Consider the following 14,518-nt stretch of genomic DNA (forward strand, 5'->3'; position numbering starts at 1 on the left):
GGCGGGGGTGGGTACCCGGGGGGGCTGGGTGGCGGGTACGCCGCCGGGCCCGACGCGGGCGGCCAACCGTCAGGCGCGGTCGACATCGTGCTGCTCGTCGGCGACGACGGTGGCCACCCGGTCGCGGTCGGCCGTGTACGCGCTACGCACCGTCCGCGCGTCGAGCAGGTCCTCCAGCACGGCCACGTAGTCGAGGCAGCTCTCGCCGAGCAGGCCCTGGGTCTCGGCGCTGACCGAGCCGTCCGGGTTCACGGTGACGACGACGCGCCCGGTCACCGGTCGCGCTCCTGCACGGCGAAGACCAGTCGGACCGAGGCGTCCTCGGTGACCTGCTCCGACTCCAGGCGCAGCCCGGCGGCCGGAGCCTGGGCCCGCAGCCGCTCCAGCACCGCGCCCTGCACCTGCCGCCCGTACGCGGCGTCGACCGACCGGACGATCTCCACCGCCCGTTCCTCGTCGACCTCGCCGGTCAGGTGCGCGGTCCAGATGCCGTCCGGGCCGCGGCGGAAGCCGGCCCGTACCCCGGCCCAGTCGGCGGTGATCTCGTCGGTGGCGGCGGCCACCACCGCGCCGGTGTCCCGCAGCGCGGCGGCGAGCAGTGTCTCGTCGCGCATCCGGGTCTGGACCTGGCAGACCACCCGGCCCTCGCCGTCGCGGTCGGCGGTGGCGGCGTGCGCGGCGGCCACGGTGGCCACCGCAAGGGGTACGAGTATCAGCGAGATGCTCACCGGCGCTCTCCTGTCGTCGTGGTGGTGATGGCGGGGACGGGCATCAGAACTCCACCGCCCGGCCCCCGTGCCCGCCGCCGCCCGGCAGCCCCGGGCCGCCCGCCGGACGGGGGTCGAGGTCCCAGTCCTCGGCGGCGGTCGCGGCGACCGCCCGGTGTTCCGCCCAGCTCCGCACGGCGGTGATCCGCTCGGCCTGGGTGACGCTCAACGGAACCATGTTGACCAGTGCGCGCAACAGGTCGTCGCGGCGCAGCGGCCGGCGCTCGGCGTACGCGTCGACGAGCCCGGCGACGACGGCCTGCTCGATCTCCGCGCCGGAGTAGCCGTCGCTGAGCCCGGCCAGCTCGGTCAGCAGTCCCGGGTCGACGGTCAGCTCCCCGGCCACGGCCGGGTGCCGCAGCCGGCGGGCGACGTGCAGGCTCCAGATCGAGGCGCGTTCGGCCCGGGTCGGCAGGTCGACGAAGAAGATCTCGTCGAAGCGTCCCTTGCGCAGCAGCTCCGGCGGCAGGGCGGCGAAGTCGTTGGCGGTGGCGATGACGAAGACCGGCCGGGTCTTCTCCTGCATCCAGGTCAGGAACGAGCCGAAGACCCGGGCGGAGGTGCCCGAGTCGCCGCCCGTGCCGCCGGCGAAGCCCTTCTCGATCTCGTCGAGCCAGAGCACGCAGGGCGCGGTCGCCTCGGCGACCCGGATCGCCTCGCGCATGTTCTGCTCGCTGGAGCCGACCAGCCCGGCGAAGACCTTGCCGATGTCCAGCCGCAGCAGCGGCAGCCCCCAGGCGGCGGCGACCGCCTTCGCGGTCAGCGACTTGCCGCAGCCGGGGACGCCGGTGATCAGCACGCCACGCGGGGCGGGCAGCCCGTACGCGGCGGCCTCGGCGAGCCAGGCGCCGTCCCGCTTGGCCAGCCAGCGCTTGAGGTTCTCCAGCCCGCCGACGTCGGCGAGCGCCACCGGGTCGTCGAGGAACTCCAGCAGCCCGCTGCGCCGGACGACCTGCCGCTTCTCCTCGTGCACCAGCCGCAGGTCGCTGGCGTCGAGCACCCCGTCGTCCACCATGGCCCGGGCGAACGCGTTCTCCGCCTCGTGCAGGGTCAGCCCGAGGGCCGCCTTGGCAAGCCGTTCCCGGCCCCGCTCGTCCAGGTCGATGCGGATCCGGCCGGTCACCGTGTTGGCGGCGATGATCCCGTCCAGCACCGCGCGGACCTCCGGCTCGGTGGGCAGCGGGAAGTCGACGACCGTGACGTCCTTGGCCAGCTCGACCGGGAGGTCCGGCACCGGGGACAGCAGGACCAGGGTGCGCGGCACCGGGCCGCTGCGGTAGGCCACGGCCAGTTCCCGCAGCCGGCGGACCACCCCCGGGTCGGCGGGCCGGTTGCCGGCGCCGAGCGCGGGGTGCAGGTCGGCGAGGACGACCAGGGCCGGCTCGTCGATCCGCCAGGCCGCGTCGAGGGCGGCGACCGGGTCGGTGGTGCCCTGCCGCCGGTTGCCGTCGGGCGACACCAGGCCACGGGTCGCCGACCAGGTCCAGACCCCGCGCGGGGTCCGGACCCGGGCGACGTCGTGGGCCACGGCGGCGATCTCGCCGAGCACCCGCTGCTCCTCGTACGAGCAGACCTGGAGCACCGGCACGCGGGCCTTGAGCAATTGGGACAGGGTGTCGCGGAAGGCCCCCACCATCGCCGATCCACCCCCGAAGCGTCGCTGAGCCGCGCAGACTCTAGCACCGGCCCGGCCGGCGGACGGGCCGGTGCCCGACCGGGCCGGAACCCGGAGTTCCTGTTCGGGCTGGTGCTGGCCGGCGGGGCGGTGGCCGTCTAGCCGGCGGCGACGGCCCTGCGCCCCTGGCCGGTGCTGTTTCGAACCCCGATCGGCGGATTCACCCCCGTAAAGTTCCCCGGTGCTCTCCCGGTGTCCACGCTACCGCCGTTAACATCGTTGACCATGAATACAAAGAGCATCACCCGCTCGCGATCCGGGCGGCTGATCACGGCGTTCGCACTGGCCGTGGCGCTGGTGACACCCGCCGTGGCGAGCACCTCCGCGTCGGCGGCGGCCTCGCTGACCGTGGCCCAGGCGCTGGCCGCCCAGGACGGCCGCACGGCCACCGTCACCGGGTACGTCATCGGCCAGCCGACCGCGACGTCCACGGTGATCACGTCCGGCTACACGGCGGACACGGCGATCGCCATCGCCGACACCGCCGCCGAGACCAGCACGAGCAGGATGCTCTACGTCCAGGTGACCGCCGCGTACCGGAGCAGCTTCGGGCTGCTGACCAACCCGGGCCTGCGGGGCAGGCAGGTCACCGCGACCGGGGCGCTGACCGCGTACTTCAGCCACGGCGGGCTGAAGAGCCCGACCGCGATGAGCCTCGGCGGCGGCACCACCCCGAGCCCGACGCCGACCTCGTCGCCCGTCCCGACGCCCAGCCCGACCGGCGGCCCCGGCCCGTACGACCCGACCTACTACGCCAGCGCGGTCGGCAAGACCGGCGCCGCGCTGCGCAACTCGCTGCACGCGATCATCAAGACGCAGACGAAGCTCAGCTACGACCAGGTGTGGGAGGCGTTGAAGGACACCGACCAGGACCCGGCGAACGCCAACAACGTGCTGCTGCTCTACACCGGCCGCTCACAGAGCAAGACCACCAACGGCGGCGGGGTCAACGACTGGAACCGGGAGCACGTCTGGGCCAAGTCGCACGGCGACTTCGGCACCGCCACCGGGCCCGGCACCGACGTGCACCACCTGCGCCCCGAGGACGTCTCGGTCAACTCGTCGCGCGGCAACAAGGACTTCGACAACGGCGGCAGCTCCGTGTCCGAGGCCCCCGGCTGCTACACCGACGCCGACTCGTTCGAGCCGCGCAACGCGGTCAAGGGCGACGTGGCCCGCATGATCATGTACATGGCCGTCCGGTACGAGGGCGACGACGGCTGGCCGAACCTGGAGATGAACAACTCCGTGTCCAACGGCAGCGCGCCGTACCTGGGCAAGCTGTCGGTGCTGCTCTCCTGGAACCAGCTCGACCCGCCGGACGCCTTCGAGAAGCGCCGCAACCAGGTCATCTACGACCGCTGGCAGGGCAACCGCAACCCGTTCATCGACCACCCGGAGTGGGCCACCGCGATCTGGGGCTGACCGGCGCCGCCGGCGCGGGAGCACACCCGCGCCGGCGACCCGCCCACGCCACCGGCTCCGTCGCCCGGGTGACCAACTCCACCACGGTACGGCTGAGCCGCTGCTGGAACTCGTTGATCCGCACCTCCAGCGCCTGGACGAACTCGGTGACCAACGACAGCCGCTCCCGCCGGTCCCGCTCGTCGGGCGCGCCGGGCAGCACGGTGATCGAGTTCGCGTCCCGCGCCGCCACGTCGCGGACCAGTTCCAGCACCGCGATGGCGCCGACGAGCTGGCCGATCGCCGCCTCGTTGATCTCGCGCCTGATCCCCCCGGTCGGACTCTCACATTCCGGCGGATCGGGGTCGTTGGTAGCACCGGTGGACCAACCGGACGGCCAACGTTCGGTGAACTCCGGACGACGGCCGACGCCGGCGCAGATCACCCCCACCCGCGGTGACTAAGCGGCGGCGGGCGGGTACGTGGAGGCAATGGCGAACACGACTCCCGACATCTCACTCAATGACGGCAACACCATCCCGCAGCTCGGCTTCGGGGTGTTCCAGATCGAGCCGAAGGACACCGCCGAGGCGGTCGGCCGAGCCCTCAAGATCGGCTACCGGCACATCGACACCGCCGAGATGTACGGCAACGAGGCCGAGGTGGGCCAGGCGGTCCGCGCCTCCGGCCTCTCCCGCGGCGAGGTCTTCGTGACCAGCAAGCTGAACAACGGCTTCCACCGCCCCGACGACGCCCGCCGGGCGTTCGACTCCACGCTGGCGGCGCTGAGGATGGACTACCTCGACCTGTTCCTGATCCACTGGCCGCTACCCACCCGCTACGACGGCGACTTCGTCTCCACCTGGAAGGTGCTGGAGGAGTTCCAGCGCGACGGCCGGGCCCGCTCCGTCGGGGTGTCGAACTTCCAGGTGCCGCACCTGGAGCGGCTCGCCGCCGAGGCGGACGTGGTGCCGGCGGTGAACCAGATCGAGGCGCACCCGTACTTCGCCAACGAGGAGGTGCGCGCGTACGGCAGGGCGCACAACATCCTCACCGAGGCGTGGTCGCCGATCGCGCAGGGCAAGGTGCTCCACGATCCGACCCTGATCGACATCGCCGGGCAGCTCGGGCGGACCGTGGCCCAGGTGGTGCTGCGCTGGCACGTGCAGCGCGGCGACATCGTCTTCCCCAAGTCGACCACCCCGAGCCGGATCGAGGAGAACTTCCGGATCTTCGACTTCGAGCTGGACGACGTGACGATGGACCGGATCGGCAGCCTGGACAGGGGCGAGGCCGGCCGGCAGGGCCCGAACCCCGACACCTTCGACTACGTCCCCGCCTGACCGGGCGGGCTCCGGCAGCGGCGCGTACGGCGTCCTGCCCGGTAGCGGCACCGGACTGCGGCGTGGGAGCACCGCCGGCTGGAGCTGCGGCGCGGGCGGCCCGGAGGCGCGGACCGTCGGGGGGTGCCGGTACGGTCCCGGGCGTGACGGGACACGACTGGTCTGACGTACGGCAGACGCTCGACCGGCTGGCCGCCGCGCCGGAGGCCGACGAGGTGTTCGGGGCGGGCGAGCACGGCTGGGAGCTGGAGCCGCCACTGACCCCGGCGGAGCTGGCCGAGTTGGAGGGCCAGTTCCGGGTGGAGCTGCCGGCGGAGTACCGGTCGTTCCTGCTCCAGGCCGGCCGGGGCGGCGCGGGCCCGGCGTACGGTCTGTTCCCGCCGCGCCGGGTCGACGGCCGGTGGGCGTGGGAGGGCGACGGCGCGGACATGACGAGCCCGGACTCCCTGGTCCGGCCGTTCCCGCACACCGAGGCGTTCAACCAGGCGGACGATCTGCCCGAGCATCCCGACGAGGACGACTTCGCCTCGGCGCAGGAGTACGACGCGGCCGAGGAGACCTGGTGGGAGCGGCACGACGCGATCATGTACAACGAGGCGCACTTCGGCGGCCTGCTGTACCTGTGTCACAAGGGTTGCGCCCTGCGGGACGCCCTGGTGGTCACCGGTCCGGCGCGGGGCACGATGTGGGCCGACGGCACCGCCGAGGAGAGCGGGCTGAGGCCGCTGCTCGCCGACGACGGCACGCCGCTGGGCTTCGCCGGGTGGTACCGCCGCTGGCTGGACCGGGCCACGGAGCGCGTCGCGGGGGCGGCCCGCCCCTGACCGGACGGCCGGTCAGGCGGTCGCCCGCTGGCGTACCGGCGCGCGGCGGTCGACCGGCAGCCGGTCAGCGGGCGTCGGTGACCACGTGGGAGCACGAGCCCGCGACGCGGACGCCGAGGCCACAGTGGTCACCCGTCCGGAGCGGGCACATCCGCTCCGGCGGGGCCGGCCGGTGGTGGGACTGGGTCACTTCTGGATCCAGAACCCGATGTCTCGGACCCCACCGAGGGCTGCGTCGCTGCTACCTTGCGCCGTACACGTCCCTCGCCGGATCATGCGACGACGGCCGGGGACCTGACGGGGGAGGACCTTTTGTACACATCTCTGCGCGCCCGCATCGCCGGCGCGACCGCGCTCGGTGTCGCGGCGGCGCTGGTACCGGTCACCGCCGCCTCCGCCGCCGGGCTGACCGTCCGGGTGTCGGTCGCCACCGACGGCACCGAGGCCGCCGGCGACTCGCACCAGCCGTCCATCAGCGGCGACGGCCGGTACGTCGCGTTCAGCTCGTCGGCCGACAACCTGGTGCCCGGTGATACCAACTACTTCAGGGACATCTTCCTGCACGACACGCTGACCGGCACCACGGAGCTGGTCAGCGCCGGGCCGGCCGGCGTGCCCGTGTCCGGGTCCTCGGAACTGGCCCGGATCAGCCGGGACGGCCGGTTCGTGGCCTTCAACTCCTCGGCCGCCCTGACCACCGATCCCGCCGACATCTTCAGCGGGCACGTGTTCGTCTGGGAGCGGGAGACGAAGAAGGTCACCCGGATCTCCCAGGCCAGCTTCGGCTGGGACTCCCTGGACATCAGCGGCGACGGCCGGTACGTCACGTTCTCGGCGATCGCCAATGTGGTCCCGCAGGACACCAACATGAACACCGACGTGTACGTCCACGACCGCAGCACCGGCACCACCTCGCTGGTGTCCCGCACCCCGGCGGGCGTCGCGCCGTTCTCGGCCGACTCGATCAACCCGTCGATCAGCGACGACGGCCGCTGGATCAGCTACCAGTCCACCGCGAAGGACATCGTGGCGCAGCCGGTCGCCGAGGCGGGCAACGTCTTCCTGTACGACCGGCAGCTCGGCACGACCCGGCTGGTCTCCGCCCCGCAGGCCGGTGGCCCGGCGTCGGGCGGCTCCACCAGCGCCGAGGTCAGTGGCGACGGCAGGTACGTGTCGTTCACCTCGACCGCCACCAACCTCGTTCCCGGCGACGCCAACGACACCACCGACGTGTTCCTCTGGGAGGCGGCCAGCGGCGTCATCATCCCGGTGTCCGCGACGCCGGCCGGAGTGCCCGGCAACGGCACCGCTCTGTCTCCCCGGATCAACGCCGACGGCCGCTACGTCACCTTCTGGTCGAACGCGAAGAACCTCACCGGCTACGACACCCCGTGGCAGTTGCAGGTGTTCCGGTTCGACCGGCTGAGCCGGGCCAACATCCTCGTCGCGGTGCCCCGCCACGGCACCGACGGCGGCGGCGAGCACTCCGACATCTCGGCCGACGGCAGCTTCGTCGCGTACGACTCGCAGGGCACCGACCTGGTCTCCGGCGACACCAACGCCCGCTTCGACATCTTCCGCACGCAGCTCCTCCGCCCGGTCAAGCGCACCCGCTGAGCGGTCTCGCGCGGGAGCGGGGCCCCTGCCGACGCGTTCCGGGCACGGCAGGGGCACCTGCTCACCGGCGGTCAGGGCTTGCGGGCGACCGCGCCGTAGATCGACGCCTCGGCCAGCGGCGGGCGTTCGGACTCGGGCACCTCGGCCCGCCACCGCGTCACCGGGACGATGCCCGGCTCGACCAGGTCCAGGCCGGCGAAGAACCGGGCGATCTCCGCTCGGGACCGGGGGACGGCGTCCTGTTCGATCCGGCCCGCCGCCAGCTCGACGTTCATCCGCGCGACGATCTCGGCGGGGATGAAGTCGACGGTGACGTGACTCAGCGCCAGGTAGCTGCCCGACGGCAGCGCCTCGACCAGCCGGGCCACCACGTCGTACGGCCGCTCGGCGTCGGTCAGGAAGTGCGCCACCGCGACCAGCACCAGCGCCACCGGCCGGGACAGGTCCAGCGTGCGGCGCAGCTCGTCGGCGGCCAGGATCCGGTCCGGGTCGCGCAGGTCGGCGTCGAGGTACGCCGTCGCGCCCGTGGGGGAACTGGTCAGCAACGCCCGGGCGTGGACCAGCACCATCGGGTCGTTGTCGACGTACAGGACCCGTGACTCGGGGGCCACGGCCTGGGCCACCTCGTGGGTGTTGTCGGCGCTCGGGATGCCGGTGCCGATGTCGAGGAACTGCCGGATCCCGGCCTCGGCGGCCAGGTACCGCACCGCCCGCTGGAGGAACGCCCGGTTCTCCCGGGCCAGGGTGCGGATCGCCGGGTACACGGCCGCTATCTGGTCGCCGGACTGCCGGTCCACGGCGAAGTTGTCCTTGCCGCCGAGCCAGTAGTTGTAGCGCCGGGCGGGGTGGGGCACGCTGGTGTCGAATCGGTCGGAGAGCCGAGCGGTGTGGTCGTCCTGAGGGGTTGCGGAACCCACGGGAATCCTCATCGTTCGTACGGCCAGGAAAGGCCCCGGTCAGCCGGAGGTTTCCCGATCGGCCGGCGCCCCCGCACAGCGTATGCGTCCGACCGCCGGGCCGCTGACCCGCCGGTCATCGCTGCGTGTCTCCCGCGGCGAGGGTGGGTGCGGTCAGCGCTCGCAGCCGTCGGGCAGGTGGATGTGGGCGGCGGGCACCCCGGCGGCGAGCAGCCGCAGCCGCGCGCCGACCATCATCGCGGGCGGACCGCAGGCGTAGACGTGCTGGCCGGGCCGATGGTGCCGGAGGGCGACGGCGAGGGCGTCGCCCCGCTCGGCGGCCTCGGCGTACGCGTCGTGGGAGAACGCGGGCACGACGGTCAGCCAGTCGTGGGCGACCTGGAGCTTGTCGAGGCTGACCGGGTCGTACAGGTCGGCGAAGGCACGGACGCCGCTGACCAGGGTCACCCGCCGGCCGGCCGGCGCGGCGGCGACCTGTTCGACCAGGGCGCGCAGCGGGGCGAGCCCGGTGCCGCCGGCGGCGAGAAGCAGGTCGGCGGACGAGTCGGGGGCGAGGGTGAGGCCGGCGCCCCGGGGCGGGCCGAGGCAGAGCCGCCCGCCGGGGCGTACCCGCTCGACGAGGACGCGGGAGACGGCACCGGCGGCGCGGACGTGCAGCTCGATGGTGCCGTCGGCGCGGGGCGCGTTGGCGGGCGAGTACCAGCGCCAGCGGCCGGGCAGACCGGGCACGCTGACCGGCACCGCCTGGCCGGGGCGGAACGGCAGCCGCCGCCAGGGACGTACGGTGAGGATGGCGACGCCCTCGGCAGGCCGGTCGTGGTCGAGCACCTCGACCGGCCACCAGGCATGGCCGTCGCCCACCCGTTCGGCGGCCTGCCGGACGGCGGTCAGCGCGCGGCGGGCGGCGCTGTCCCAGCCGGCGGCCAACGCTGACGTCCACCGTGGACGGGTATGCCGGGCGACGGTGGCGACCAGCGCGTCGCCGACCAGCGCCTGGTGGTGCGGGCCGAGGTGACAGTCGCGCCAGGCCCGACCGAGAACGGTCAGCAGCGCGGCACGGCCGGCGCGGTCGTCGTCGCCGGTGGCGAGCCGGCCGAGGGCGGCGAGGAACAGGGGCGCGTCCCGCTCGGGCAGGAGGGTGGGCATCCGGTCGGCGAGGGCGCACCAGAAGTGGTCGGCGGCCCGGTCGATGCCGGCGACGGTGACCGCCCAGGTGGCGGCGAGGTCGACGCCCCTCACCGGCCGGCTCCGGTTGGATGTGCCTTCCCGGCGGCCCCGGTTGGGCGTGCCTCCCCGGCGAAGGCGGCGCGGGCGGCGGCGATCGCGGCCTGCGGCATGTCGAGCGCCCAGAGCACCCCGGCGAGGTAGTCGACCAGCCGCCGGTGCTGCTCCTCCCCCAGCCCGAGCCCCGGCCAAACCTCCGCCGCCGCGCGCCCGTCGAGCGCCGCGCCGAGGGTCGCCGCCAGGTGGTCGGCGAACCGGCCCAGATCGACCCCGACCAGGTACGGCTCCAGCTCCGCGTCCGCCGCCACCAGCCGCAACCACCGCCACACGGCCTCCCGCACGACCTCGTCCGAGTACGCCACGCTCACGCTCCCTGCTTTGGAAGGGCCCTCGTCGACGGGTTCGGTAGAGGACGGGCCCGGTTGATGGGTGAAGTGGCACCGGGGCGGGCGGGGGCGGGGACACATCGGGGGAAGACGCATCCCCGGAGCCGGCACCCGCCCCGGGCCATGTGAAGCAGCCTGCCGGGCGTGGCCGGACGTGCCATGACGGCGATCAACTCACCGACATGTTCGGTGCGTATTCCCCTGACTACTCAGGAGCAGTGGCGCAAAGGTCCCTCACCGACGCGATGCCTGAGGGGGTCAGCAGCGGCACGATGCCAGCAAGGGCCCTCGCCGGTATGCGCGGTACGTATACCGGCCCTCCACGGAGCGGATTTGAATGGATAGGCTCGACGAGGCGCTACGGACGGAGCCACCCGCGAATGGCGAGGTTTCCCGTGACACACGCGAACTGCCCCCGGTGTGGTGGCCGGCTGGCCCGCGACAACGACAGTGGCCGGTGCACCCCGTGCCAGGCCGCCGAGCGCGACCGACTGAGCCGGCCACCGATTGTGCCGGCCAACTTCTGGGAACACGAGCCGGTACGGCGGGCGCTGGCGGAGCGGCACCTCGGGCGGGTGATCCGGGCATTCCGCTGCCACCCGTACCACGGGCGGAACCCACTGCCACAGAGCGCGGTCGCCGGCTGGCTGGGCATCACCCAGGCACAGCTCAGCCGGGTCGAGAACGGCTCTCCGATCGTCCACCTTGACCGCCTCACCCACTGGGCGCAGGTACTCCGCATCCCCGGCGAGCACCTGTGGTTCGCGCTTCCCGAGACGAACGGCAGGGTAAGTAGAGGTCTGCTGTCTGCGCCTGCTCAGGACCAGCCTTCCTCGGAGCCGCCCCACGGAGGCCGACGGGCGTTGCTGGCCGGTATCGCAGCCGTGGCTGCGGGGGCCGGGCTGATTGCGACGACGGGCGTCACCCAACCGCGTCGCATCGGCGCCAGGGATGTCGCTCGCCTCAACGCGGTTCTGGAGCTGTACCGGTCAGTGGACTACGAGAGCGGAGGCGGCCTGCTGTACCGGGAGGTGGCTCATTTCGCGGAGTCGGTGTACGGCATGCTCGACTGGTCGCACACGCAGGCGTTGACCTCCAGCCTCGTTGCGTCGGTGGCGGCAGCTCGGCAGTTGGCCGGTTGGACGGCTCTCGACGCGGGCAAGCACAGCGACGCCCACCGTCATTTCGTCGCAGCCGAACGAGCCGCACTCGCTGCGGACGATGCACCTCTGGCCGCGATGATCCGCTATTCCCAGGCCAAGCAGCTACAGCATCTCCGCCACAACCGGGACGCGCTCGCGACGTTGCAGCTTGCCCGCGCCCACGTCGGGGTGCAGGCCACACCAGCGGTCAAAGCTCTGCTCCTGGGCGCGGAGGCCGCGTCGCTCGCCGCGCTCGGTGCTCACCGGGAGGCGGTGACCACGCTCGGCAAGGCCAGCGACGAGTTCGACCGCATCGACGGTGGCCGCGAACCGGAGTGGATGAGTTTCTACGATCGTGGCGAGTTGCTCGCCCAGTACGGCCGCGTCTACCGAGACCTGGCGCGCCGGGACGAGACGCACGCCCCTGAGGCGGTGCGCTGGGTGGAAAGCGCCATTGCCGCATTCGGTCCGGCGAACGTTCGCAGCACGCTGCTCAACGAGGTCGGCCTGTGTAGCGCGCTGTTCCTCGCCGATCAGCCCGAGCAGGCGCTGACGGTCGGCACGCGCGTCCTGAACCAGGCCCGATCCATGAGTTCAAGGCGGGTGATCGACCGGGTCGGCAACCTGCGACGCGATCTGGCGCGGCACCGCAAGGTACCTGAGGTCGCTGAGTTCGAGCACAGCCTGAGCCTGGCGACGATCCACCCAACAGCAGGCTGAGCATGGCTGAAACAGGGCGGTTCACCGAGAAGGCAATGACAGCGGCCATGCACCAGGTTGCCGCCGGTCTGGGAGTGCCCACCAGGGATGCGCAACTGCTGCGCCTGACCAACAACGCTGTCTTCGCGCTGCCCAGCGCCGCGATCGTGATCCGAATCGCCCGCACCCACCAGCTCTACGACCGGGTGAACAAGGTTGTCCGGCTCGCGCAGTGGTTCGCTCACGTCGACGCGCCGGCCATCCAGCTGGCGGCGGATGTCGAGCAGCCAGTGCAGGTCGGCCGCCTGCTGGCCTCCGTCTGGAAGTACGTCCCGCCGACCTTGCCGGCACCGACAGCCGAAGACCTCGGTCGAGCCCTACGGGAGTTCCACACGCCTGGCGTTCCGCCGTTTCCTCTGCCCATGTGGGATCCAATTGGCGACGCGCGCCGGAGGCTGGACGATGCCGAAGGACTCGACGATCACGCTCGCGACTTCCTGGTGGACTGGTGCGACCGGCTGGAACCTCGGCTGGCAGCGCTGCGCCGGGACACGGAGGGACAACTGATCCACGGGGACGCCCATGTCGGCAACCTGCTCCGCGAGCCGTCAGGCCGGGTTGTGCTGTGCGACTTCGACGCGACATGCGTAGGGCCTCGGCAGGTTGACCTGGTAGCAGTTGCTGTCGGCGAAGCCCGGTTCGGTGGGGTCGGCTCCTATCGGTCGCTGGCGGACACCTATGGATACGACGTCACCACCGACCCGCGCTGGCCCCTGTTGCGGGAGGCCCGCGAGCTGAAGATGATCGTTGCAGCCGTTCCGCTGCTGGCGAGTTCCGCCAGCATCGTCCGGGAGTTCACCACCAGGCTTCGTTCCGTGATAGAGGGCAACCACCAGGCGCGCTGGACGCCGTTCGCCAACCTGATCTGCTGAGAAACAACCGTCATGGGCACGACCCCAGAGTCCAGCCAGTCTCGGACTTCGGGCTCAAGCTCCACGCCACCCCAGGCCATAGCATCGATGCTATGGAACCCAAGGCATCCGACGCTTGAAGCTGACCTCGTGTGTCGCGGCGCCGAACTCAGCGACGAAAGTCCCCGGTCAGATCGGGCACATCGGGTCGGCCAGCCTGGCCAGCAGATGCTGGTGGGCCTGCCAGCCGTCGGGGAACTTGACCGGGACGTCGAGGTGCACCGGCTCGGACGACGGGTGGGCGTCCAGCAGCTCCGCGATCCCCGCCCGTGCCACCACGACGCACGCGTGCCGGTGCCGGGACGTGAGCACGCACAGCCGCCCCGACTCCAGGTGGAACGCCGTCGCGTCCCGCCGCCCGGACAGCGGGTGCAGCACGATCGTCACGTCGTACTCGCGGCCCTGGAGCCGGTTGGCGGTGTCCACCGTGATGCCCGCCCCGGCCGCGCCGAGGTGCGCGCGGATGGCCGCGACCTGGTCGCGGTGCGCGGCCCCGACGGCGATCCGGTCGGCGGTGACCGGTGCGCCGGCCGGCGCGTGCTCGGAGACGGCGACCGCTCCCCGCCGCAACACCCGCAGCGCGAGCGCGGCGCAGGCCGCGACCGCCTCGGCGTCGGTGCGCAGGGTGTGCCGTTCCGGCAGCTCGTACAGTGCCCAGCCCGTCGCCGCCGCCAGCTCCACCGCCGCGTCGACGGCGTCCCCCGGCCCCGCCTCGGTCAACGCGAGCGCCCGGTCGTCGGTGCCGGTGCCGGCACGGAACCCGGTGAACGGGTAGAACGCCGCCGCGACCACCGGCGCCGCCGACGCGGGCAGCCGCCAGGACACCGGCAGCCGGTGCACCGGCAGCTCCGGGTTGTGCCGCAGCAGCACCGCCACCGCGGACTGCATCGGATCCCAGGTCAGCCCCGTCCACCGCGCGGTCTCGACCGTCGAGAACGGGTCGAGCTGCCCGGGATCCCCCACGAACAGGGCCCGCTCGAACCTGCCGGCCACCCGCAACAGGGCGTCCGACCGCATCTGGTACGCCTCGTCCACGATCGCCCACGGCCAGGAGCCGTCGCTGACCATCGCCCACTTGGCGGCCGTACCGATGATGACGGCCGGCTCGCCGAGGTCGGCGACCTTCGCGGCGACCCGGACCGTGTCGTGGCCCTTCACCCGGTCGGTCGGCTTGTACTCGGTGGCCGAGAGCCGCCCGATCCGCAGCTCCGGGGCCTTGCGGGCGAGCCGGTCGACGAGGTCGTCGACCTGCTCGTTGGTCTGCGCGATGATGATCAACGGCTCACCGGCGGCGGCCAGCTCGACGGCGGCGCGGACCACCAGGGTCGACTTACCGGCCCCGGGCGGCGAGTCGACCACCACGCCCCGGTGGTCGCCGGAGCGCAGGTCGGCCAGCACGGCCGTGATGACGCGCTCCGCCTCGACGGCGGGCGGCACCTCCAGCCCGAGCATCGATCTCCCCTCCCACCAGGTGCTGCGCACCCTACCCGCCGGCACCGACACGGCCGTACCCACGGCTCCGGTAGGGGCACGCGGCGTCCACAAGGGA

The 14,518-nt window shown here is 72.7% G+C and carries 14 protein-coding genes; 6 read left to right on the forward strand and 8 right to left on the reverse strand.

What is annotated here, in order from left to right:
- Positions 1–69 precede the first annotated feature (69 nt).
- From OOK41_RS28180 to OOK41_RS28190, 3 genes are read right to left on the reverse strand one after another with little or no spacing between them, the layout of a single operon-like run.
- Positions 70–276 (reverse strand): DUF2997 domain-containing protein, encoded by a 207-nt coding sequence (locus tag OOK41_RS28180; protein ID WP_117665950.1) that lies wholly within the window; start codon positions 274–276, stop codon positions 70–72.
- The gene (locus OOK41_RS28185) at positions 273–728 is read right to left on the reverse strand and encodes a hypothetical protein (protein ID WP_117665948.1); all 456 of its coding nucleotides are present in this window, start codon (positions 726–728) and stop codon (positions 273–275) included. The genes OOK41_RS28180 and OOK41_RS28185 overlap by 4 nt, the downstream gene beginning before the upstream one ends.
- Before the next feature lie 43 nt (positions 729–771).
- Positions 772–2,403 carry an AAA family ATPase gene (locus tag OOK41_RS28190; RefSeq protein WP_266267308.1) on the reverse strand — a complete coding sequence of 544 codons (1,632 nt, stop codon included), beginning with the start codon at positions 2,401–2,403 and terminating at the stop codon, positions 772–774.
- A gap of 264 nt (positions 2,404–2,667) precedes the next feature.
- Between OOK41_RS28190 and OOK41_RS28195 the strand changes: the two genes are divergently transcribed.
- Entirely contained in the window at positions 2,668–3,867 is a 1,200-nt protein-coding gene (locus OOK41_RS28195; protein WP_266267309.1) for an endonuclease, read from the forward strand.
- Here OOK41_RS28195 and OOK41_RS28200 read toward each other — a convergent pair.
- Positions 3,827–4,297, reverse strand: coding sequence for a hypothetical protein (locus tag OOK41_RS28200; protein WP_266267310.1), 471 nt, complete (start codon positions 4,295–4,297; stop codon positions 3,827–3,829). The two genes, OOK41_RS28195 and OOK41_RS28200, sit on opposite strands and share 41 nt — an antisense overlap.
- Positions 4,298–4,337: 40 nt before the next feature.
- Between OOK41_RS28200 and OOK41_RS28205 the strand changes: the two genes are divergently transcribed.
- The 3 genes from OOK41_RS28205 (at position 4,338) to OOK41_RS28215 (ending at position 7,630) form a co-directional block, all read left to right on the forward strand.
- Positions 4,338–5,189 (forward strand): aldo/keto reductase, encoded by an 852-nt coding sequence (locus tag OOK41_RS28205; protein WP_266267311.1) that lies wholly within the window; start codon positions 4,338–4,340, stop codon positions 5,187–5,189.
- Between the two features lie 143 nt (positions 5,190–5,332).
- Complete coding sequence (locus OOK41_RS28210; RefSeq protein WP_266267312.1) at positions 5,333–6,013, forward strand: SMI1/KNR4 family protein; 681 nt, start codon at positions 5,333–5,335, stop codon at positions 6,011–6,013.
- Between the two features lie 312 nt (positions 6,014–6,325).
- The gene (locus tag OOK41_RS28215) at positions 6,326–7,630 is read left to right on the forward strand and encodes a hypothetical protein (protein ID WP_266267313.1); all 1,305 of its coding nucleotides are present in this window, start codon (positions 6,326–6,328) and stop codon (positions 7,628–7,630) included.
- Between the two features lie 71 nt (positions 7,631–7,701).
- Here OOK41_RS28215 and OOK41_RS28220 read toward each other — a convergent pair whose 3' ends face one another.
- The 3 genes from OOK41_RS28220 to OOK41_RS28230 all read right to left on the reverse strand — a co-directional run bounded on the left by OOK41_RS28220 (position 7,702) and on the right by OOK41_RS28230 (position 10,133).
- A complete protein-coding gene (locus OOK41_RS28220) occupies positions 7,702–8,547 on the reverse strand; it encodes an SAM-dependent methyltransferase (protein WP_266267314.1) in 846 nt (281 codons plus the stop codon).
- Between the two features lie 153 nt (positions 8,548–8,700).
- Positions 8,701–9,786 (reverse strand): FAD-binding oxidoreductase, encoded by a 1,086-nt coding sequence (locus OOK41_RS28225; RefSeq protein WP_266267315.1) that lies wholly within the window; start codon positions 9,784–9,786, stop codon positions 8,701–8,703.
- Positions 9,783–10,133, reverse strand: a complete 351-nt coding sequence (locus OOK41_RS28230) for a hypothetical protein (RefSeq protein WP_266267316.1) — start codon at positions 10,131–10,133, stop codon at positions 9,783–9,785. The genes OOK41_RS28225 and OOK41_RS28230 overlap by 4 nt, the downstream gene beginning before the upstream one ends.
- Positions 10,134–10,552: 419 nt before the next feature.
- Between OOK41_RS28230 and OOK41_RS28235 the strand changes: the two genes are divergently transcribed.
- Both OOK41_RS28235 and OOK41_RS28240 read left to right on the forward strand, forming a co-directional pair.
- Positions 10,553–12,019 carry a helix-turn-helix domain-containing protein gene (locus OOK41_RS28235; protein ID WP_117666897.1) on the forward strand — a complete coding sequence of 489 codons (1,467 nt, stop codon included), beginning with the start codon at positions 10,553–10,555 and terminating at the stop codon, positions 12,017–12,019.
- A gap of 2 nt (positions 12,020–12,021) precedes the next feature.
- Entirely contained in the window at positions 12,022–12,930 is a 909-nt protein-coding gene (locus OOK41_RS28240) for an aminoglycoside phosphotransferase family protein (protein ID WP_266267317.1), read from the forward strand.
- A gap of 168 nt (positions 12,931–13,098) precedes the next feature.
- Here the strand turns inward: OOK41_RS28240 and OOK41_RS28245 are convergent, their stop codons facing one another.
- Positions 13,099–14,421: an AAA domain-containing protein gene (locus tag OOK41_RS28245; protein WP_266267318.1), complete on the reverse strand. Its 1,323-nt coding sequence runs from the start codon at positions 14,419–14,421 to the stop codon at positions 13,099–13,101.
- Positions 14,422–14,518: the final 97 nt, after the last annotated feature.

Source organism: Micromonospora sp. NBC_01655 (assembly GCF_026339755.1).
In the GTDB taxonomy this organism is placed as follows: Bacteria; Actinomycetota; Actinomycetes; order Mycobacteriales; family Micromonosporaceae; genus Micromonospora.